The sequence below is a fragment of the Mesorhizobium sp. LCM 4577 genome (genome assembly GCF_001854795.2).
GTDB classification, from domain to species: domain Bacteria; phylum Pseudomonadota; class Alphaproteobacteria; order Rhizobiales; family Rhizobiaceae; genus Mesorhizobium; species Mesorhizobium plurifarium.
The window spans coordinates 1-20,290 of record NZ_MDDU01000002.1 but is presented as its reverse complement, the minus strand read 5'-3'; the positions used below and the strand labels follow the sequence as shown (position 1 = coordinate 20,290).

Sequence of the window (20,290 nt, the reverse complement as noted above, 5' to 3'; positions counted from 1 at the left end):
AGGGGCGGCGCCGGCGCTCATCGTTCTTGCTCCGATCTTGCGGCCGGCAAAAATCTCACGTCGATACCAATCATCTTTCGATCCAACCGACCATCCAGCGCCGCAACAATCGTCTCCAACACACTCGCGCGGCTGGTCAAAACATCCGCATGCCAAACTCTCAGTACCGACCAACCATTTCCATTCATCGTCTCATCTCTGTATCGATCCCTGGATCGACCGGCATGTTGGCTGCCGTCAACCTCGACAACCAGATTGGCTCCGCGGCAAGCGAAGTCCGCGAAATAGGGGCCGATCGGCAGTTGGCGAACAAACTTGTGGCCGTTCAATCGCCGCCCCCGCAGTTCATGCCACAGCCGTTCCTCCGCATCGTTTTCGACCTGCCGCAGCTCGCGGGCTCTCGTAACCTTTGGCTCATTTCTGCCACGCACGGCGCTGCCCCTCATCCGCCCTTCGGGCACCTTCTCCCCGTGAACGGGGAGAAGGAAAAGATCACCACGCCCCCTTCTTCTTCAATTCCTCCATCTCGCGCGCTGCTCGCTCGCGCAGCCTTGCGTCGCGCAGGAGCTTCTCCACCGCCGCGTCATCCGACTTGTCGGAATAGCGGAACTCGGAATCGGCGTAGCGGTTGATCTCCTGCATGACCATGTCCATCGAGAACGGCCCGCGCAGTTCCTCGATCATCGCCTTCTTGTCGTCGTAGCTCTTATGCATGAAGGCTTCCGGCTTCTCGAACCAATCGTCCGGCAGCTCGATGTCCATGGCGCGCATTTTTATCGCGTCGGTGACGTTCTTGATGGCGCGGCCGGTGAAGCGCGGCTCGGCGTCCTTGATCAGGTGCAGGTAGGTGCCGACATCGGCCATGGTCTTGGGCGCGCCATTCTCCTTCATGTAGCGCTCATAGACCTTCATCAGCCCGTCTTCCTGCGGCTTTTCATGTTCCTCATAGGCTTCGGCCACGGCGCGCTGAATCTCCTGCGCGGCATAGAGCTCGTGGTCCCCGAGCGGGATCTTGTGGTTCTTGYCGGCGAGCAGCACGAAGATGTCGATGTAGTCGTCGCGGGTCTGCGGGCCGTCGACCAGCCAGCGGGCGCCGGCGCGCTGGCGCAGCGCGTCGTCGACATTTTCCGGGTAGTTGGAAAACATGCCGAAGGAGCAATTGCCGCGCACCACCGTCGAGGCGCCGGCGAAGGCGTCCATCAAGACGCCGGTGATCTCCTGCTGGCCGGCGGAAGCGCGATCGTCGGAACGGCGCGCCGCCACCTGGTCGATGTCGTCGATGGTGCCGAAGCCGATGACGCGCGGATTGAGCACGTTGTTGATGAACTGGCGGCAGTTCTGGCCCGACTTGCCCTGATAGGACGAGATCTGGTCGACGCCGAAATTCTCATAAGCGAAGGGATAGCCGGCGACCTGGCAGTAGCCGTTGACGAGGCCGGCGATCATCTGGATCAGCGTCGTCTTGCCGGTGCCCGGCGCGCCGTCGCCGATGAAGGTGAACAGGAAGCCGCCAAGCTCGACGAAGGGGTTCAGCTCGCGCTCGAAATCATAGGCCATCAGCATCTTGGCCAATTTGACCGATTGATACTTGGCGATGTGGTTGCCGACGACCTCCTCCGGCTTCTTGAAGGTCATCACCAGCGGCTTGGAACGCTTGCCCGGCGCGACGTCGAAACCGTCGAGGGTGAAGTCATCGATGTCGATGCGGATATGCGCGTTCTCGAACGGACCGATGCCGTCGAAACGGCCTTTTCGCGCCAAAAGCCCGTCGATGGCGACGCGGGCAAAAGCCCGCGTCCGCGTCGTCAGATCGGCGTCATCCTTCGAACCGGCGATCGCCTTGTCGAGGCCGGCGACGATCGACTTCACCGCGTCCTGCGGCGTGTCGAAAAGGAAGTCGGGCTCGGGGATATCGTTCGGCGCCTCGCCGTCGCTGTCGATCAACTGGAGCAGGTAGGAGGCGAAGCTGAAGGCCGAGACGTAAGCCGAAGCCGACAGAAGCCTCTTGAAGGTGGCTGCCTCGTCACCTTCCAGCGGCGCCCGCGCGTTCTTCGCCTGCAGGCTTTCGAGGTCGGAGCCTTCGGCGAAGACATCCGAAATAGCCAGCGCGATCGCCAGGCCGCGCCGGGCGCGGTAAAGCAGCGTGTGCTGCGGGATGCTCATCAGCTGGTCGTCAGGGTGGATGGCGGCCACCGTTTTCGTGAGCTCGACCTCGCGCGTGCGCCGCACCGAGCCGACCGACACCGTCGAGACGAAGCGGCGGTTGGTGCCGGCAAGCGCGGTGCCGGATTCGCGCGAAGGGTCCTCAAGCACGACGATGCGGGTGATGAAGCTCTGCGCGGTCGCGCGGTGCTTCTCGATAGCTGCTTCCGAGATCGTTGTCAGGCCGGTGTCCATGAAGGATGCTCCGCGGTTTGACGGTCACACATCGCTGATCACCTGTCCGTTGGACAGGATGTGGACCTTGTAGCCGGAAAAGATCTTCTGCGCTTCGCCGGCGGCATAAAGCGCCTGGTAGGCCTCGTGCGGGATCAGCGCGTGGTTCTCGTAGCTCGACACGCCCTGGCGCGCCGCTTCGAGGTCGTCGGTGTTGATGAAGAACTCCTGCGTGGTCTTCTCGCTGGAGAAAAGACCCTTGCGGCCCGGCTTCTCGCTCTTGGAAAAGACCTCCTGGATGGTCCAGGTGAGCAGCCAGGCATTCTCGGGCTTGCGCACCTTGGAGAGCACCTCGGCCACGGTCGAATTGTTGTCGGTGATGCCGGCCGAGTAGAAGGGCCCAAGCACGACGCGCCGCAATTGCTTGGGGTGCAGTGGCTCGAAATCCTTGTCCAGATTGACGGCGATCGTCGCTGGCGAGAGCGTGTAGGCCGAATTCTTCTCGGTGAAGTCGTCGAAGCGGTGCGCAAGCTCGGGATTGAGCAGGCCGTCGACGGGTAGCGGGATATCGACCTTCTCGTTCAGCTTGCCATTCACGTCGACCAGCTGGCGCACCATGCTTTCGGAGGAGTCCTCCACCGTCACCATATAGACCAGCGGCAGGTTGGCGCTGCCGTCGAACGTCGCCCAATGGACCAGATAATAGGGCCGCATGGTCTTCGGGTTGACCGAGACCTTGGCCGTCTGCGCCAGGGTGAACGGGCCGAAGGTCGCCTCGCTCTTGACGTCCTCCAGATAGAGCCGCTCGGCCATCGACTTCTGCAGCGCTTCCGGAAATTCCTTGTGGCRCAGGATGAAGTCGGCCATCTCCTCGCGCAGCTCGCCGGCCTGCGGGATGTTGGCCAGGCGGGCGTCGGCCTGCTGGCGGTCGTTTTCCAATTCGAGCAGGTTCTGGAAAACGGGATAGCCGCTGTCGGCGCGCGAGATGCGGAACGTGTCCATGAAGCCGAGCCGGTTGCGCCAGCAGGCAAAGGACTTGTCCAGCCGCGCGATATATTCCGCGACGATCCTGGCGACGATGCCGTGCCGGTAAAGCGGCGAGCGATCGTCGCGCATGAACACTTCCAGCCCGCTCAGCGCCGCCGTGATGGCGGAGAAATAGCGAGCCGCCGCGTCGTTCTCAGGTGTCATGGGAACTGCCGTTGCAATGAAATCAGCGGCGCCGCCCAGACAGATAATCGTGAGATGCCCCACGAATATCTGCCTGGATTCCTTTGGTTTTCGCAGGTTCTGACCGCAAAACCGTGGGACACTTTTGCGGAACCTGCTTAGGACTGCACATAATTGGCGGCGTTGTGCTTCTTCATCACATCGTCGAAGCGGCGGGCGAAGGCATCGTCGGCAAGCTTCTTGCGGCGCTGGATGTCGGCTGAAGCCACCATGTTCTTCTCATGCATCTCCAAAAGGTCGCCGATGTGCTTCTGCGAGGCGGCGCCGATGCCGGCCATCGTCTCCTCGGCCGTGTTGTCGACCTGGCTGCCCAGCGTGTTGATCTTGTGGGCGACGTCCTGCTGGGCGGCGGTCTTCAGCGAATCTTCCAGCGCCTTGTACAGCACGATGCGCTGCTCGGTGTCGATGGTCAGCTTGTTGATCAGCGTCGACTGCGCGGCGATCTGGTTGTTGAGCGAATCGACGAAAGTCTGGAACATCGACGTGTAGCGCTCCAGCGTCTGGCTCTCGGCCAGCAGCTCCTGCTCCTTGGCCTGTTTTTCGTTGTATTCGGTCGCCATTTTCGAGCGCTCGCCCTCAAGCTCGGTGCGCTCCTTCTGGGTCGTGGAGGAGGCGATCTTGTTTTCGATGTCGAGCAGCAGAGGGTTCAATTCCTCGATGCGCTTTTGCACCGCCTCGAGGTTGGACATGGTCGTCTTGCGGCGCTCGATCACCTGCGACAGGCTGGTCTCGGAAGTCTTGTAGCGCTGGTCGAGGACCTGCTTCTGCGCCTTCAGGATGCCGACGATGGTGTCCGACTTCGCCAAAAGCTCCTGCAGATTGCCGGCCAGCGACATGTTGCGGACGCGGTCGGTGCGCATGCGCTGCTTGCGCTGCGCCGAAAAGACGCCGACGAAGTTTTCCCAGCCGGTGTAGTTCTTCATGCTTTCGAATTCGGCGCCGAAGACATTGGTGGCATCCTCGAGCCCGATGATCAGGTCGGCGATGTTGCCTTCCATGACCTTCTGCTGCTTGAGCACATCCTCGATGCGGGCGTTCTCGATGTCGAAATTGGCGTCGCCGATCTTCTTGTCGGCCTGGGCGAGCGTGTCGAGCACCGTGCCGGACTGCTCGATCTTGGTGCGCATGTCCTGCACGACCTGCTTGGTCTTGGCAATTTCGGCATCGAAATTCTGCAATGTCGCCATTGGGGCCTCCCGCTTCGGCATCCGTTTCCGTGTCGTGGCGGCGAATATATGTGGGGCTTCAAGGGATTGAAAGAAGGAAGACAAACAGAGGCGCCAAAACAAAAGAATTGGTTAGACCCTTGAAAGACAAGGCAAGCATGCGCATGGTGTCCAATAATGCGCGCCGCCGTCGAACAGCTTCAGCTTATATGCCTTAAGTTATTGTTTTTACGGACGGCCAAGGCGATGAAACAGCGCCGGCAAATCTCTAGAGCGGTTCGCTGTTTCCGGGAAACGGCGAACCGCTCTATCTCTTTGCAATAGCGATCAGGGCTTGGGGTCGGCCTTTAGATAGGCAATCACGTTGGCGATGTCGTCATCGCTGGTCAGGCCGGTAAAAGCCATCCTGTTGCCAGGAACCTTCTGCCTGGGCGCCTTGAGATATTCCGTGAGGTTGGCTTCGTCCCAGACGAGGCCCGCTGCGCCGGCATCCTTCATGGCTTGCGAATAATGGCTCTGAAAACTTTCCGCCGAGCCGGCCTTGCGCCCGACGACACCCAGCAGATGCGGGCCGACCTTGTCGCGATCCGTCGCTGCCTCATGGCAAGCGATGCAACGGTTGAAGACCTTCTTGCCCAGCGCCGCATCGCCACCGGCATGCGCGGCCAGGCCGCCGGCGAACAGCAAAACGACGGCGGACACGATGGCTCGAAACATTGCGGGATTCTCCGGCTGGTTCTGGCTGGGCGGGAAATTAGAGCGCCGACCTTAACAAAGGCAGCATAGATCGCACGACTGCAAGAGGGTGGCAGCCGGCTACCCGACGACCGGCAGTCAAAAAAGCTTCCGGCTCAAGGGCCCACAAAACCGATGAAGTCGTCGGGCTCGGCCCTGCCCATCCCTCTTCCCAATGGCGGCGGCAGAGCGAGACATAGACGTCCTTGCCGATCGCCACTTGCTCCCCCTGCTTCGCCACCTTACCGTCGGGTCCGAGCCGCACCACCATCGTCGCCTTGCGGCCGCATCGGCAGATAGTGCGCACTTCGCGCAGGTCGTCGGCGATGGCGAGCAGCGCCCGCGAGCCGGAGAACAGATTGCCCTGGAAGTCGGTGCGCAGGCCGTAGCACATGACCGGAATACCCAGCCGGTCGGCGATGCGGGCGAGCTGCCAGACCTGCTCCTCCTCGAGGAACTGCGCCTCGTCGACGAAGATGCAATGCACCGGGGCATGTTGGTGATGCTCGGCGACCCTGGCATAAAGATCGTCGCCGTCTCGGAACATTTCGGCCTCGGATTCGAGGCCGATGCGCGACGAGATCAACCCGCGGTCGCCCTTGCGATAGTGGCCGGCGACGAACAGCATCGTCGACATGCCGCGTTCGCGATAGTTGTAGGACGCCTGCAAGAGCATGGTCGTCTTGCCGGCGTTCATCGTCGCGTAGTGGAAGTAAAGCTTGGCCATGCCGTCCTTCTAAGCTCACATATCGGCGCACGGGGAGGGGGCCCGCGGCTCCGTCCACCAAAAACTCCCTGCCGTCTAAAATCCGATGTCGTTCAAAAGCCTGTCATGTCGCTTAATGGCCAGCGCGCGCCGTTCGTCGTGATGTTGAAGCGCTTGAAACAGCTTCAAAATGGTGTTTGGCTGACGAAACAAGGCGGGCGCAAGAACCGTGACTTCGCTTTGCCTCGAAGTTCCAATGGGAGAAAAGTTCATGTCGCGTATGAAATCCTTCGTCGCAGGCCTCGGCCTCGCGGCGCTTCTGTCCACGACCGCCGCTTATGCCGGCGATCCGGCGAGCTGCAAGGCGGTCCGCCTGTCGGACGTCGGCTGGACCGACATCCAGGCCACCACGGGCCTCGCCTCGGTGCTGCTCACCGCGCTCGGCTATGAGCCGCAGACGATCCAGCTCTCGGTGCCGGTGACCATGGCCTCGCTGAAGAACAAGGACCTCGACGTCTTCCTCGGCAACTGGATGCCGTCGATGACCAACGATATCAAGGACTACACCAAAGAGGGCTCGATCGAGACGATCAGCACCAATTTGACGGGCGCCGGTTACGGCATCGTCGTGCCGACCTATGTCGCGGATGCCGGCGTCAAGACGCTGACCGATCTCGGCAAGTTCAAGGACAAGTTCAACGGCAAGATCTACGGCATCGAGGCCGGAAATGACGGCAACCGCATCATCCTCGACATGATCAAGAACCCGAAGGACAATCTCGAGGGCTTCGAACTGGTCGAGTCGTCGGAAGCCGGCATGCTGACACAGGCCGAGCAGTCGATGAAGAACAATGAGTGGATCGCCTTCCTCGGCTGGACGCCGCATCCGGTGATGGGCGCCATGAAGATCACCTATCTCGACGGCATGGGCGACAGCGGCTTCGGCGCCGCCACCGTCTACACCATTGTGCGCAAGGGCTACACCACCGAATGCCCGAACGCGGGCAAGTTCATCGCCAATTTGAAGTTCAATCTCGACATGGAAGGCGAGATGATGGACGCGATCCTGAAGGGTGGCGACCCGCAGACGGTGGCGACCGACTGGCTGAAGAAGCATCAGGACGCGGTCGCGCCCTGGATCGCCGGCGTCACCACCTTCGACGGCGGAGACGCGGCTGCGGCCGTCAAGACCGCGCTCGGGGGCTGATCCGCTTGGGACCGGCATGATTTCCGGAAAAGGGCAGCCTCTTCAAGAGGCTGCCCTTTTTCATATGCCTGGAGACGTGAGAGGATGACCGTGCGGCAAGCGCGGCGAAGCCGAGAGGGGAAAGATGGATCCGATTTCTAAATTCCTGACCGACTACAAGATCCCGATCGGGCCATGGGGCAAGGCCTTCTTCAGCTTCCTGACCGACAATTTCGACACCATCTTCCGGGCCTTCTCAAACGGGCTGAATTTCATCCTCGACGGGGCGGTGGACCTGTTGCTGATGGTGCCGCCGGTGCTCTTGGCGCTGGTCATCGCGATCATCGCGTGGTTTTTGCAGCGTTCGCGTCCGCTCGCCATCGGCGTCTTCCTCGGCCTGATCTTCATCATCAACCAGAATCTGTGGAAACAGACGGTGCAGACGCTGGTGCTGGTCGTTGCCGCCGCCGCGATGGCGATGGCGATCGGCGTGCCGCTCGGCATCTGGGCCGCGCACAAGCCGAAGGTCTACCGCGTCATGCTGCCGGTGCTCGACCTGATGCAGACGCTGCCGACCTTCGTCTACCTGATCCCGGTGCTCACCCTGTTCGGGCTCGGCAACGCGCCCGGCCTGATCGTCACCATCATCTTCGTCATCCCGACGGCCGTGCGGCTCACCCATCTCGGCGTCGTCTCGGTGCCCAAGGCGATCATCGAGGCGGGCGAAGCCTTCGGCGCCACCAAGCGCCAGCTTCTGTGGAAGGTGGAGCTGCCCTCGGCGCTGCCGACCATCATGGCGGGCCTGACGCAATCGATCATGCTGTCGCTGTCGATGGTGGTGTTCGCCGCGCTGATCGGCGCCGGCGGCCTCGGCACGGAAATCAACCGCGCGCTCGGCTCGCGCCGCATCGATCTCGGGCTTGAGGCGGGCCTCGCCATCGTCGTGCTCGCCATCGTGCTCGACCGCATGACCCGCATCGGCGTTGGAGGCAAGAAATGACCGTCGCGGTTGATTTCAAGAACGTGGACATCGTCTTCGGCGCCGATCAGGCAGGTTCGCTGGCGATGATCGACCAGGGCGCCACGCGTGCCGAAATCCTCGAAAAGACCGGCAATGTGCTGGGATGCGCTGGCGCCAGCCTCACCGTGCATGAAGGCGAGATCTCGGTGCTGATGGGGCTGTCCGGCTCCGGCAAGTCGACCCTGCTTCGGGCCGTCAACCGGCTCAACGTCGTGTCGCGCGGCCAGGTGCTGGTCAAGGACGGTGACCGCACCGTCGATGTCGTCACCTGCGACGAGGCGACCTTGCGGCGGCTGCGGCAGAAGCAGGTGGCCATGGTGTTCCAGCAGTTCGGCCTGCTGCCCTGGCGCACGGTCGAGGAAAATGTCGGCTTTGGCCTCGAGCTTGCCGGCGTGCCAGAAGCCGAGCGCAAGGCGCGGGTGCAGAAGCAGCTGCAGCTCGTCCATCTCGACCAGTGGTCGAAGAAATACGCCCATGAGCTTTCGGGCGGTATGCAGCAGCGCGTCGGCCTCGCCCGGGCTTTCGCCACCGAGGCGCCGATCCTTCTGATGGACGAGCCGTTCTCGGCGCTCGACCCGCTGATCCGCACCAAGCTGCAGGACGAACTGCTGCAACTGCAGGCCGAGTTGAAGAAGACCATCATCTTCGTCAGCCACGATCTCGAGGAGGCGCTGAAGATCGGCAGCCACATCACGATCATGGAGGGCGGCCGCATCGTCCAGACCGGCGCGCCGGAAGACATCGTTCTGCGGCCCGCCAACGACTATGTCCGCGACTTCATCGCCAATGTGAACCCGCTGTCGGTGCTGACCGCGTGGAACGTGATGCGGGACCGCCGCGATCTGGAGCAGGGCGACAATGGCTGGGTGTGGCTCGACCGGCGCAAGACGACGCGCTTCAAGATCGACGAGCATGGCCTGGTTGCGGCAGCCGAACGCGACGGCAAGCCGGCGGTATGGGTGTCCTGCGCCGATGTCGAGCGCCAGCCGGAGGAAGGGGCGCAGGTGTTCTGGGCCAATCCCGGCACGCCGCTGAAAACGGTGATGCTCGCCATGCATCGCTCGCAGACGGCGCCGGTGGCGCTGTTCGACGAGGGCTCGCGCTTCGTCGGCGCGATCGGCATCAGGGACGTGCTGAGCGCCGTGCTGAGGCGGTAGGCTTCCTCGCGGACAAAAGCTTCTGAGGGTGTTGCCCGACAAGACCTCGCGCCGGCCTTTGAAGCTTGTGATTCCTCGCTATGGGGAATGGCAGGCTTCCGGCCCATATTTTTTTCGAAATCCATTCCGATTCCGCGCCTCAATGCGGTAGGGTATTGCTGCGATCGCGCGGATGGCACCCGCGCGGTGCGGAAACGCAGCGGGGTATGCGACGATGATCTTCCGTCAGCTCTTCGATTCCGTTTCGGGCACCTACTCCTACCTGCTCGCCAGCCGCAGGGGCGGTGAGGCGCTGATCATCGATCCAGTGCTGGAGAAGGTCGAGCGCTATCTGCAGCTCGTCAACGAGCTCGATCTCAGGCTGGTCAAGGCGGTGGACACGCATCTTCATGCCGACCACATCACCGGCCTCGGCGCGCTGCGCGACAGGACGCATTGCGTCACCGTGATGGGCGAGCAGACCAAGGCCGACGTGGTGTCGATGCGGCTTGCCGACGGCGACAAGCTCGGCATCGAAGGGCTGGCGCTCGACGTCGTCTACACGCCCGGCCATACCGACGATTCCTACAGCTTCGTCCTGCCCGACCGGGTCTTCACCGGCGACACGCTGCTCATCCGCGGCACCGGCCGCACCGATTTCCAGAACGGCGATCCGCGCCAGCAGTATGAATCGATCTTCGGCCGCCTGCTCAAGCTGCCCGACGAGACGCTGATCTTCCCGGCGCATGACTACAAGGGCGAGACCGTGTCGACGATCGGCGAGGAAAAGGCCTTCAACCCGCGCCTGCAGGTGAAGTCGGTCGACGAGTATGTGAACATCATGAACAATCTCAACCTGTCCAACCCGAAAATGATGGACGTGGCCGTGCCGGCGAACATGCGGGTCGGACTGCATCAGGACGACATCGCCGCCCGCGGCTGGGCGGTGAGCGCAGAGCAGGCGCTGGCCCTGGTCGGGCGGCCCGACGTGGCGTTGATCGACCTGCGCGAGCAGTCCGAACGCGAGCGCCACGGCGTCATCCCAGGCGCAATCCATCTGCCCTATGCGCGGCTGCAGGAGAACATCGCCGCCGGCGGCATGCTGCACGAGCTGGCGAAATCGACCAGCAAACAGCTCCTGTTCTACTGCGCCTTCGGCGAGCGCTCGGCGATGGCGGTGCAAGCGGCGCAGGATGTCGGGATTTCGAGCGCCCGCCACATCCAGGGCGGCATCGACGCCTGGCGGAAAGCCAGCGGGCCGCTATCCCACTAGCAACCGGCTGGATTCAATTCAGCCCGATCAGCTTGGCGCCCTTCCGGAACAGGGTTTCTCCGTCCCTATCGAAGCGAAACGTGGCGATGAAATCGTCAGCGCGATAGTTCGGGAGCGTGTTGCGGATCGCGGCGGCGAAGGTGCGCGCTTCGTCCTGCCGGCCGGCCAGCGCCAGGCAATGGGCGGCGATCGCCAGGATGATGACATGGGCGTTTGGCCTTGCGGCCGCCTTCAGCGCCCATTCGGCCGCCGCTTCGAATTCGCCCAGCCTTGCATGCGCCATGGCGCGCGCGCCCATCATGCCGAACAGCAGCGGATCGAAGGGGCTGAGGTGACGCGAATGGTCGGATGAGCCGATCGCCGACAGTGGGTCGCCCGACTGGGAATGGACGAAGGACAGCGCATAGTGGCCGAGCGCGAAATTGGGGCTGAGGTCGACGGCGCTCGCCAGTTCCAGCAGCGCGCCGTCCTGTTCGCCGCGCAGCCATAGCGCGCGGCCCATCGCCCAGTGGGCAGCAGGGTTGCGGTCGTCGACCAAGAGGCTCTGGCCGGCGCTTTCGAAAGCAAGCGTGGTTTCGCGATCGCGGTCGCCCCAGCGCTGGAAAGCATTCTGCCAGTGGGTGAAGGACATGCCGGCATAGGCGCGCGCGAAAGTGGGATCGAGCTTCAGCGCTTCGCCGAAGAAATGCTGCGCCAGCTCGTTTTCCTGGCGGGTAAAGCGATACATGTGCCAGAGGCCGCGGTGATAAGCCTCCCAGGCATTGAGCGAGTTAGGCGCCTTCAGCAATGCGCGGTTGCGCTCCACCGTCGCGATCTCGGCGGCGATGGAAGAGACGATGCTGTTGCCGATATCCTCGATGACGATGAAGATGTCGTCGGGCTTGTGCTCGAAGGTCTCGGCCCAGACGATCCTTGCCGTGCGGACCTCGGCAAGCTCGACCGAGATGACAAACCGGCCCGGCAGAGCCCGCACCGAGCCCGTCGCGACATAGTCGACATTCAGCCGGCGTCCGGCGTCTTCCGGCGCGATGTTCTTGTCGGCGAGCGCGAAGACCGAGCCGCGGGCGATGACGAAAAAATCGCGAAGCTTGGCAAGCCGCGTGATGATGTCGTGCGTGAGGCCGTCGGCCAGGCCGCCGCGGAAGCCGCCGCCGGCGCTCTCCGCAAACGGCATCACAGCGAGCGAGGCCCGGCGCGTCGCCGTGGGTTCGGACTCGATCGCGGCGATCGGCGAATCCGATATCGGGAAAGACGGCCCGGACCGGGCGCATGGCGTTGCGCCGGCGTTGCGGGCCCTTATCTCCTGCCAGGCTTCGCGCAACGGCGTGAAATCAAGCTCTTCGGAGTGGAACAGCTCCGCCGCCGTGGCAAGATGTTCCTCGCCAGCGCCGAACTGCCCGCGCCGGGCCAGGTTTTCCAGCAGCGCCACATGCGCGCGGCCGTCGAACGGCGCAAGCTCCAGCCATTTGTCGATATAGGCGCCGGCTTCATCGGCCCCCTGCGGGACAAGACCGATGATGTGCTCAAGGACGGCAACATGGCATGCGCCGAATCGGCGGCGCTGCGCCGTCAGCCAGCTGCCGAAATGCGGGCTGCGATCGAGCTCCAGGCCGTCGAGAAAGTCGCCGGCGAACAGTTGCGCAAGCGTCCGCAGACGGTCGAGGCCAAGCGTCTCGATCCCTTCCGCCACCGCGGCGGCCGCCTCGACGGCATCGACGTTCGCACCGCCGAGGCGAAGCGCCACGGTGTCGCCCTCGGTCTCGATCCGGCGCAAGGCCGGTTCGTCCAGCGCGGCGCGCAGCTTGCTCAGGCACCAGCGAAGCTCGCCGCGCGGATCGTTGGGCACGTCCCAGAGTAGTTCGCAAAGCCGGCTGCGGCTGACAGGGTGAGGCGCCAGCGCCAGATAGGCCAGCAGCGCGCGCAGCTTGCGCGACGAGGGCAAGGTAACCGGCACTCCGTCGCGAGCAATCGTCAGTTGTCCGAGCAGCCTTACGGACAGGCCAACACGGTCGTTCAGCCTCGATCGGGTGGATTCCACGTATGTTTCCACGCTTTCTCCAACGCTGGCCAATTGGTCCATAGTCTATCACCAAAGATGACAGGAGGCAGCCGGCGGCCCCATTCCGCGCCGGAACGCCGCCGTTGCCGCATTTTGCGGCAGATCAAGCAACCTAACGCGGCAAGGTGTCGAAACCGCGCCGCCCAATCCGCCGGTTTGTAACCGGCATGTGAGATTCGAGGAGAAAGCCCCATGTTGCATCAGTTGAAGATCAGGACCACGGCCRGGCGCGGCAGGCTGTTCGACAGCATTCTCGACACGGTCGGCGACACGCCGGTCATCCGCATCAACAATCTCGGGCCGGGTCACGCGACGATCTATGTGAAGGCCGAGTTCTTCAATCCTGCGGCCTCGGTAAAGGACCGGCTGGCGCTCAACATCATCGAGGAAGGCGAGCGCAGCGGCAAGCTCAAGCCCGGCCAGACCGTGGTCGAGGCGACGAGCGGCAACACCGGCATCGGCCTTGCCATGGTCTGCGCGCAGAAAGGCTATCCGCTGGTGGTGACGATGGCCGACAGCTTCTCCATCGAGCGCCGCAAGCTGATGCGCATGCTAGGCGCCAAGGTGGTGCTGACGCCGCGCGCCCAGAAGGGCTTCGGCATGTACAAGAAGGCGGTCGAGCTCGCCGAGGCGAACGGCTGGTTCTTGGCGCGCCAGTTCGAGACCGAGGCCAATGCCGCCATCCACGAGGCGACGACGGCGCGCGAGATCATCAATGATTTCGCCGGCTCCAGGCTGGATTATCTGGTCACCGGCTACGGCACCGGCGGCACGGTCGCCGGGGTCGGCCGCGTGCTGCGCCGCGAGCGGCCGGAGGTCAGAATAGTGCTCGCCGAGCCGGCGAACGCCCAACTGGTCGGCAGCGGCAAGGGGCAGGAGCGCGGCGCCGGCGGCGCGCCGGCTGCCAGCCACCCAGCTTTCGAGCCACATCCGATCCAGGGCTGGACGCCGGACTTCATCCCCAACGTGCTGCAGGAGGCGATCGACCAGCGCTACTATGACCAGGTGGTGCCGATCCCTGGCCCCGAAGGCATCAAATGGGCGAAAGCGCTGGCGCAGCAGGAAGGCATCTTCACCGGCATCTCCGGTGGCGCCACCTTCGCCGTCGCGCGGCAGATCGCGGGCACCGCGCCGGCCGGTTCGGTCATCCTGTGCATGCTGCCCGACACCGGTGAGCGCTACATGTCGACGCCGCTTTTCGACGGCATCGAAGCCGAGATGGACGCCGAGGAAACAGCGCTGTCGCGCTCGACGCCAAGTTGTCAGTTCGAAGCCTGAGGACAGATACCGCGACGCCGCCTTCAAAGGGCGGCGTCGCCATTCTTGCACATGATCACCCACATGCCGGCGGGAGAGATACGGATGGACAGCTTTCAGGAGACGGCGACCACGGACGAAACGCTCGATCCGCCGAATTGGACCGAGATGGGAGCGCTCTCGCACCAGGTCCTCGACGATGCCATCGCCTATCTCAAGAATGTCCGCGAACGTCCTGTCTGGCGAGAGATGCCGGCCGAGGTGCGTTCATTCTTCTCGGCGCCGTTGCCGCGGTCGCCGGCGCCGGTGGCCGACGTCTATGACGATGTCGTCCGCAACGTCATGCCTTATCCGATGGGCAACATCCATCCGCGTTTCTGGTCCTGGTATATGGGGGCCAGCAACTTCACCGGCGCGCTCGGCGACTTCCTGGCCGCGATCCAGGGTTCCAATCTCGGCGGCGGCAACCATGCCGCCGGGTTGATGGACAGCCAGGTGGTCAACTGGATGAAGGAGATGGTGGGTTTCCCTGCCTCGGCCGGCGGCACGCTGGTCAGCGGCGGCTCGATGGCCAACATCATCGGCCTGACCGTGGCGCGCAACGTCAAGGCGGGCGTCGACGTGCGCGAACGTGGCGTCGGCGCCATGCCGAAGCCGTTGCGCTACTACGCCTCGGACCAGGTCCATTCCTGCCACCGCAAAGCTATGGAGGCGCTCGGCCTCGGCAATCGGGCGCTGCGGCGGATCCCGACCGATGCCGGTCTGCGCATCGACATCGTCGCGCTCAAGGCGGCAATCGCGGAAGATCGCGAGGCGGGGTTCAAGCCCGCCTGCGTGATCGGCACCGCCGGCACCGTCAACACCGGCGCCGTCGACGACCTGCGGGCGCTGGCGAAAGTGGCGGCCGAAGAAGACCTCTGGTTCCATGTCGACGGCTGCATCGGCGCGCTGATCGCGATCGCGCCCGAGAGCCGATCGCTCGTCGCCGGCATCGAACAGGCGGATTCGATCGCGCTCGATCCGCACAAATGGCTGCATGCGCCGTTCGAGGCCGRCTGCGCGCTGGTGCGGGACGCATCGGCGCACCGCAACACCTTTGCCGTCACGCCGGAATATCTGGAATCGACACCGCGAGGCCTGGCTTCCGGAGCGTGGCTGCACGATTACGGGCTGCAGACGTCGCGTGGCTTCCGCGCGTTGAAGATCTGGATGGCGCTGAAGGAGCACGGCGTCGAAAAGTTCGGCCGGCTGATCGACCAGAACATCGCCCAGGCGCGCCACCTCACCCGGCGGATCGAGGCGGAGCCGTCGTTCGAGCTGATGGCGCCGACCACCATCAACATCGTCAGCTTCCGCCACCGGGTGGATGGTGCGTCGGAGGAAAAGCTCAAGGCGTTCAACACCGAGATCATGCTGAGACTCCAGGAGGATGGCATCGCGGCTCTGTCCGACACCACCGTGCACGGCCGGCATTGCCTGAGAGTGGCCATCGCCAATCACCGCACGCGGCGCGACGATCTCGACCTGCTGGTCACGGAGATGCTTCGGTTGGGACGGGAAACCGCGGCCGCCGCGGCGCCAATGTGAAACACGCGACCTAAAGCGCGTCGCGATCTTTCAGATTCGCTCCATGCGCTTTAGGTTTGATTTTACGCATGTCTATATCCCGAAACCGGTTCCCACTTTCGGGAGACATGCTTTAGGCGTATTTCAACCGGCCGCCAGCGGCGCGCCCGGCAGATAGAGCATGATCGGCCGGATCTCGTAGACGGCGGTCGGGTTGACGCGCTTGAGATCGCGCGCGGCGGCGATCGCTTCGTCCTGGTTCGCGCAATCGAGGACATAGAGGCCGAGCAACTGTTCCTTGGTCTCGGCGAAGGGACCGTCAATGACCATGCCGTCGCCCGGACCGCGCAGCGTCACGGCCTTGGCCGTCGCGTCAAGCCGGGCCGCCGGCCCGAGCTTGCCCTCGCGGGTCAGCCTGTCGTTGACCTCGAGCAGGTCTTTCATCAGCGCCGCGTCCTCGCCGGGCGTCCAGGACTGCACGGTGTCTTCCACGTGATAGGCAAGGACGGCGTAGAACATGGGTGGATTTCCCTCGTGACCAAGCGGGCCGCACTATCACAAGGAAGAGGCGGCCGATCCAGTGGCGCAATGCGGCGGGACGACCGCCTGCTGACTCAAGCTGCCACCGGCAGCCTCAACTCCGTCAAAAGGCCCCCGCCGGGATGGTTCGAAAGATTGACCTCCCCGCCGGCGCCGCGCGCGATGTTGCGGGCGATGGTGAGGCCGAGGCCGAGGCCGCCGGTGGCGCGGTTGCGCGAACCCTCCAGCCGCACGAAGGAGCCGAACACGGCATCCAGCTTCGCCTGCGGGATGCCGGGGCCTTCGTCGCGGATCGACAGCGTGATCGTGTCGCCCGATCGCCGCACGCCGAGATGCGCCTTCTTGCCGTAGGTCACGGCGTTCTGGATGAGATTGGTGACGCAACGGCGCAGCGCCACCGGCCGCGCGATGCAGATGAGGCCGCGCGAAGGGACCACGTCCTCGTCGAAGCACGCGCCGTCGAAGGAGTCCGCCACCGATTCCACCAGCGACCAGAAATCGATCCGCTCGGCCTTTTCCTCGGTCACCTCGAACTTGGCGAAGTCGATGACGGAGCTGGCGATGCTTTCGATGTCGGCGAGGTCGTGCGCGAGCGCCTCGCGCGCCGGCGACTTGCGCAACAGTTCGAGGCGCAGGCGCATGCGCGTCAGCGGCGTGCGCAGGTCGTGCGCCAGCGCCGCCGCGAGGTGCTCGCGATCCTCGACATAGTCGCGCAGCCGCATCTGCATGGCGTTGATCGCCTTCGCCGCGGCGCGGATCTCGCGGCTGCCGCTCTCGGCGATCGGCGGGCTCTTGAGATCATTTCCGATGCGCTTCACCGCGGTTTCCATCATCCGGTAGGGCGCGGTCAGGCGGCGCAGCGACCATATCGACATCACCACGATCAAGCCGGCAATCAGCGAGTAGAGCGGCAAGCTGTCGACGCTGAGGATCGGCCCCGGAGGCGTGATCGGCTCGGTGAAATTCAGCCATTGCCCATCGGAAAAGCGCAGCGAGGCCGTCAGCTTGTCGCTCTGCGCGAAATCCGCGCCGAGGACCAGGAGATCACGCTCGACCTGGCCGACATCCTTGTTCACCGCCTGGCCGTCCGGGACATCGGACTCCTGGGTGGCGGGATCGCGCCGCACGCGCGCGTCGGTGATGCCGAATTTCGACAGGCGGCCGACCAGGATGTCCTCCAGCTCCGCCAGCTGGTCGTCGCCGGCGATCGAAGAGGTGACGGCGGGCGTGTCCGAGACCGTCAGCGCATAGGTCGAGTTGAACAGGCCCGACGCGGTCGCCTTGCGCTCTTCGGGCGTGGCGTCATGCATCAGCTGCACCAGCGAGTAGGCGCGGTCGTTCAACCGGTAGAGATCGACGATACTGTTGGCGGCGGCGCGGTCGCGCGCCACGATGTAAAGCGTCGCCACCTGGCTGATCATGAGGCCGGCAATGACGATGAGCAGTACCCAGACTGGCAGGGTCTGCGGCAGGAAGCGTCTCATTCGGACGTGGTCTCGGGCAGGAACTGATAGCCGCCGCTGCGCACGGTCAGGATCAGCTTGGGCGTCTTCGGGTCGTCTTCCATCTTGCGGCGCAGGCGGCTCACCAGGATGTCGACGCTGCGGTCGAAGCTGTAGCCGGTGTCGCCGCCGGAAAGCTCGATCAGCTGCTCGCGGGTAAGTACGCGCTGGGCGCTCTTGACGAAGGTCTGCAGCAGGTTGAACTCGGCCATCGTCAGCTCCACCCGGACGTCGTCCGGCGCCGTCAGGCGGCGCCGCGCGCAGTCCATCGTCCAACCGGCAAAGTGATAGATCTGCTTGGCGGCCGGGCGGCGCGGCTCGGCGCTGCCGTTGCGTCTGAGCACCGCGCGTATGCGGGCCAGAAGCTCGCGCGGATCGAAGGGCTTGGGCACGTAATCGTCGGCGCCCATTTCCAGGCCCACCACGCGATCGGTCGTTTCGGTGACCGCGGTCAGCATGATGATCGGCGTCGTGTAGTTGGCGCGGATCTCGCGGCAAAGCTCGAGGCCGCTTTTGCCGGGCAGCATCACGTCGAGAACGATCAGGTCCACCGGCGTGCGGCGCAGGACCGCTTCCATCTCGGTGCCGTCGCCGGCAACCGTCGTGTGCAGGCCGCGCTTCTGGAAGAATTCCTGCAACAGGTCGCGTATGCCCTTGTCGTCGTCGACGATCAGTATGTGTGCGTCCGATTTCACTCGAAACCTATGATTCTGTTAGCCGGGCGTCCCTTCGGCAATCTCTCACACGATAGAATTCGGGCCACATCTTGGCCAGTGGCCGCGATCGCCGGGCCGGGCGAGTTCCCCAGAAACAATCCAGAAACAAAATTCTACAGTCGGGAAAAACTGGTGAAAAATTTCAAGGTCATAACCGGTGCCGTGGCGGTCAGGTCATCGGCTGCGGCGCAAGTTTCCGGAGTAACGGACGAGATCAATGCAGAGGTTCTGGATCAGCGTGATGGGTGCTTTGCTCAGCATGTCGCTCATCACAGCCGCGGCCGGCGCCTCCACTGCAAAGGTCGCGCCGCCGCTCACCCGGACCGAGCGCTGCACCAATCTGAGCCGTCAGGTTGACGAAGCCCTCGAAACCCATGCCGCGGCAACGCAGGTCACCGCGGCGAAAGCACTGCAAAGAAAGGGAAACCGGTTCTGCGCCAACAAGAAGCAGGCACAGGGAATCCGGATGCTCGCAAACGCTTTGAAGCTGCTTGGAGTGACACCGATCGATCCCGTTCAGTGACGCTCATCCAGATCTGCAAGAAAAAGGAAATGAAGCCATGAAGAAGTCCCTCCTCTCCGCCCTCGGCCTCGGTGTTGCTCTCGCCTTCGCGATGCCGACTCTTGGCAACGCCCAGACGACGACGACCGCTCCGGCTGCTTCGACCGCGACCAGCACGACCGCTCCGGCCGACAGCACGGCGAAGAAAGTCGTCAAGAAGACCGCCAAGAAGCACAAGAAGGCTGCGACCAAGAAGGTCGTCAAGAAGACCGACAAGAAGGACGCCCCGAAGACCTGATCCAGGCTTCGGCATCATCTTGCAAAGCCGTTCCGGCCATTTCGGCTGGAGCGGCTTACGCGCGACGGAAGCCTCCCAACCGGCAGCTTCCGCCGCGCCTGGCGCGACCCTTAACCTGATTGCAATGCCGGTGCTGTAGGACAATCCGCATGAAGAAGCGGTTTTCGTCCCTGATGCGTTGGCTGGCACTCGGCGGCCTGATCGTCACCGCGGCCGCGCGATCGTTGATCATCTTTACCGCAAGCCCCGTGCCGGATCCCGCCAGCGGCAGGACCGAGCCCGAGCTGTTCGCTCCGCTGATCTCCTCAAGCTTCGACTACATTACCCCGGCGCAGTCCTGGATTCTGCTCGTGCTGACCGGCGCGACGATGATCGGCTTTGCTGCCTGGATGCTCTTCGCGCTGCTCGAGCGCGGATCGGGTGGCCCCGGCAGGTCGCGCACGGCCGGGCGGCAGGGGCGTTGACCGGCAGGCGACGCTTCCCCACATAGGTTTTCATCACCTTGGCCCCGTTGCCGTCGCGCGAGGCAAATGGACGTGCGCGTTCCTGCGTGACAAAGTGAAACGAGAACCCAGTTCGTCGCTGGTGGATTCCGATGCTCGAAACCGTGCTCAAACCCCGCACCAAGACGCAGCCGAAAACCGAGCGGCCGAAGCTCTACAAGGTCATCCTCGTCAACGACGATTTCACGCCGCGCGAATTCGTGGTGACGGTGCTCAAGGGCGAGTTCAAGCTCAGCGAGGATCAGGCGCACCGCGTCATGATCACCGCRCATACGCGCGGCGTCTGCGTGGTCGCCGTGTTCACGCGCGACGTCGCCGAGACCAAAGCGGCGCGCGCGACCGATGCCGGCAAGGCCAAGGGCTATCCGCTGCTGTTCACGACCGAGCCGGAAGAGTAGAGGCACTTCCCCCTTCTCCCACAAGGGCAGGGCTGTCCGGGGAAAGTTAGACATAGTCGAGGCTCATCTGATCGGGAGAGCAACGGGAGTGCCTTCGACTTGGATTGACGGGCGGCGGTT

At 63.7% G+C, this 20,290-nt stretch carries 19 protein-coding genes and 1 pseudogene; 10 read left to right on the top strand and 10 right to left on the bottom strand.

Going from position 1 to position 20,290, the window contains the following annotated elements; translation table 11 throughout:
* Window positions 1-17: 17 nt before the first annotated feature.
* The 6 genes and pseudogenes from LCM4577_RS04640 to LCM4577_RS04615 all read right to left on the bottom strand — a co-directional run bounded on the left by LCM4577_RS04640 (window position 18) and on the right by LCM4577_RS04615 (window position 6,234).
* Window positions 18-431: an endonuclease domain-containing protein gene (locus LCM4577_RS04640; RefSeq protein WP_041004951.1), complete on the bottom strand. Its 414-nt coding sequence runs from the start codon at window positions 429-431 to the stop codon at window positions 18-20.
* Window positions 432-492: 61 nt separating this feature from the next.
* Entirely contained in the window at window positions 493-2,397 is a 1,905-nt protein-coding gene (locus LCM4577_RS04635) for an ATP-binding protein (protein WP_071069933.1), read from the bottom strand.
* A 24-nt stretch (window positions 2,398-2,421) separates the two neighbouring features.
* The gene (locus tag LCM4577_RS04630) at window positions 2,422-3,567 is read right to left on the bottom strand and encodes a hypothetical protein (protein ID WP_071069931.1); all 1,146 of its coding nucleotides are present in this window, start codon (window positions 3,565-3,567) and stop codon (window positions 2,422-2,424) included.
* A gap of 137 nt (window positions 3,568-3,704) precedes the next feature.
* Entirely contained in the window at window positions 3,705-4,793 is a 1,089-nt protein-coding gene (locus tag LCM4577_RS04625; protein WP_040989743.1) for a hypothetical protein, read from the bottom strand.
* 306 nt (window positions 4,794-5,099) lie between these two features.
* Window positions 5,100-5,489 (bottom strand): cytochrome c family protein, encoded by a 390-nt coding sequence (locus LCM4577_RS04620; protein WP_071033109.1) that lies wholly within the window; start codon window positions 5,487-5,489, stop codon window positions 5,100-5,102.
* A gap of 134 nt (window positions 5,490-5,623) precedes the next feature.
* Window positions 5,624-6,234, bottom strand: a pseudogene (locus LCM4577_RS04615) (thymidine kinase).
* Window positions 6,235-6,484: 250 nt separating this feature from the next.
* On the opposite strand from LCM4577_RS04615, the gene choX reads away from it, so the two are divergent.
* The 4 genes from choX (at window position 6,485) to LCM4577_RS04595 (ending at window position 10,829) form a co-directional block, all read left to right on the top strand.
* On the top strand, window positions 6,485-7,420 hold the full coding sequence (choX, locus tag LCM4577_RS04610) for a choline ABC transporter substrate-binding protein (RefSeq protein ID WP_071069929.1): 936 nt from the start codon (window positions 6,485-6,487) through the stop codon (window positions 7,418-7,420).
* Between the two features lie 124 nt (window positions 7,421-7,544).
* The gene (gene choW, locus LCM4577_RS04605) at window positions 7,545-8,399 is read left to right on the top strand and encodes a choline ABC transporter permease subunit (protein ID WP_040989738.1); all 855 of its coding nucleotides are present in this window, start codon (window positions 7,545-7,547) and stop codon (window positions 8,397-8,399) included.
* Window positions 8,396-9,577 carry a choline ABC transporter ATP-binding protein gene (gene choV, locus LCM4577_RS04600; RefSeq protein ID WP_040989735.1) on the top strand — a complete coding sequence of 394 codons (1,182 nt, stop codon included), beginning with the start codon at window positions 8,396-8,398 and terminating at the stop codon, window positions 9,575-9,577. Before choW ends, choV begins: the two co-directional genes overlap by 4 nt.
* Before the next feature lie 214 nt (window positions 9,578-9,791).
* Window positions 9,792-10,829 carry an MBL fold metallo-hydrolase gene (locus LCM4577_RS04595; RefSeq protein ID WP_071069926.1) on the top strand — a complete coding sequence of 346 codons (1,038 nt, stop codon included), beginning with the start codon at window positions 9,792-9,794 and terminating at the stop codon, window positions 10,827-10,829.
* Window positions 10,830-10,842: 13 nt separating this feature from the next.
* Here LCM4577_RS04595 and LCM4577_RS04590 read toward each other — a convergent pair whose 3' ends face one another.
* The gene (locus tag LCM4577_RS04590; protein ID WP_116389981.1) at window positions 10,843-12,909 is read right to left on the bottom strand and encodes a transcriptional regulator; all 2,067 of its coding nucleotides are present in this window, start codon (window positions 12,907-12,909) and stop codon (window positions 10,843-10,845) included.
* Window positions 12,910-13,080: 171 nt separating this feature from the next.
* Here LCM4577_RS04590 and LCM4577_RS04585 point away from each other — a divergent pair, with 171 nt between their 5' ends.
* Both LCM4577_RS04585 and LCM4577_RS04580 read left to right on the top strand, forming a co-directional pair.
* Window positions 13,081-14,166, top strand: coding sequence for a PLP-dependent cysteine synthase family protein (locus tag LCM4577_RS04585; RefSeq protein WP_071069922.1), 1,086 nt, complete (start codon window positions 13,081-13,083; stop codon window positions 14,164-14,166).
* Between the two features lie 84 nt (window positions 14,167-14,250).
* Window positions 14,251-15,732: a pyridoxal-dependent decarboxylase gene (locus LCM4577_RS04580; protein WP_071069920.1), complete on the top strand. Its 1,482-nt coding sequence runs from the start codon at window positions 14,251-14,253 to the stop codon at window positions 15,730-15,732.
* A gap of 123 nt (window positions 15,733-15,855) precedes the next feature.
* On the opposite strand, the gene LCM4577_RS04575 is transcribed toward LCM4577_RS04580, so the two are convergent.
* The 3 genes from LCM4577_RS04575 to LCM4577_RS04565 all read right to left on the bottom strand — a co-directional run bounded on the left by LCM4577_RS04575 (window position 15,856) and on the right by LCM4577_RS04565 (window position 18,448).
* The gene (locus LCM4577_RS04575) at window positions 15,856-16,230 is read right to left on the bottom strand and encodes a YciI family protein (protein ID WP_040989729.1); all 375 of its coding nucleotides are present in this window, start codon (window positions 16,228-16,230) and stop codon (window positions 15,856-15,858) included.
* A gap of 95 nt (window positions 16,231-16,325) precedes the next feature.
* Complete coding sequence (locus LCM4577_RS04570; protein WP_071033115.1) at window positions 16,326-17,735, bottom strand: ATP-binding protein; 1,410 nt, start codon at window positions 17,733-17,735, stop codon at window positions 16,326-16,328.
* Window positions 17,732-18,448, bottom strand: coding sequence for a response regulator (locus tag LCM4577_RS04565; RefSeq protein WP_071069918.1), 717 nt, complete (start codon window positions 18,446-18,448; stop codon window positions 17,732-17,734). Before LCM4577_RS04565 ends, LCM4577_RS04570 begins: the two co-directional genes overlap by 4 nt.
* Window positions 18,449-18,686: 238 nt before the next feature.
* Between LCM4577_RS04565 and LCM4577_RS04560 the strand changes: the two genes are divergently transcribed.
* The 4 genes from LCM4577_RS04560 to clpS all read left to right on the top strand — a co-directional run bounded on the left by LCM4577_RS04560 (window position 18,687) and on the right by clpS (window position 20,170).
* The gene (locus tag LCM4577_RS04560) at window positions 18,687-18,992 is read left to right on the top strand and encodes a hypothetical protein (protein ID WP_040989724.1); all 306 of its coding nucleotides are present in this window, start codon (window positions 18,687-18,689) and stop codon (window positions 18,990-18,992) included.
* Window positions 18,993-19,029: 37 nt separating this feature from the next.
* Window positions 19,030-19,269 carry a hypothetical protein gene (locus tag LCM4577_RS04555; RefSeq protein WP_071033117.1) on the top strand — a complete coding sequence of 80 codons (240 nt, stop codon included), beginning with the start codon at window positions 19,030-19,032 and terminating at the stop codon, window positions 19,267-19,269.
* A 149-nt stretch (window positions 19,270-19,418) separates the two neighbouring features.
* Window positions 19,419-19,733 carry a hypothetical protein gene (locus tag LCM4577_RS04550; protein ID WP_040989720.1) on the top strand — a complete coding sequence of 105 codons (315 nt, stop codon included), beginning with the start codon at window positions 19,419-19,421 and terminating at the stop codon, window positions 19,731-19,733.
* A 131-nt stretch (window positions 19,734-19,864) separates the two neighbouring features.
* Window positions 19,865-20,170, top strand: coding sequence for an ATP-dependent Clp protease adapter ClpS (gene clpS / locus LCM4577_RS04545; RefSeq protein ID WP_071033119.1), 306 nt, complete (start codon window positions 19,865-19,867; stop codon window positions 20,168-20,170).
* Window positions 20,171-20,290 lie beyond the last annotated feature (120 nt).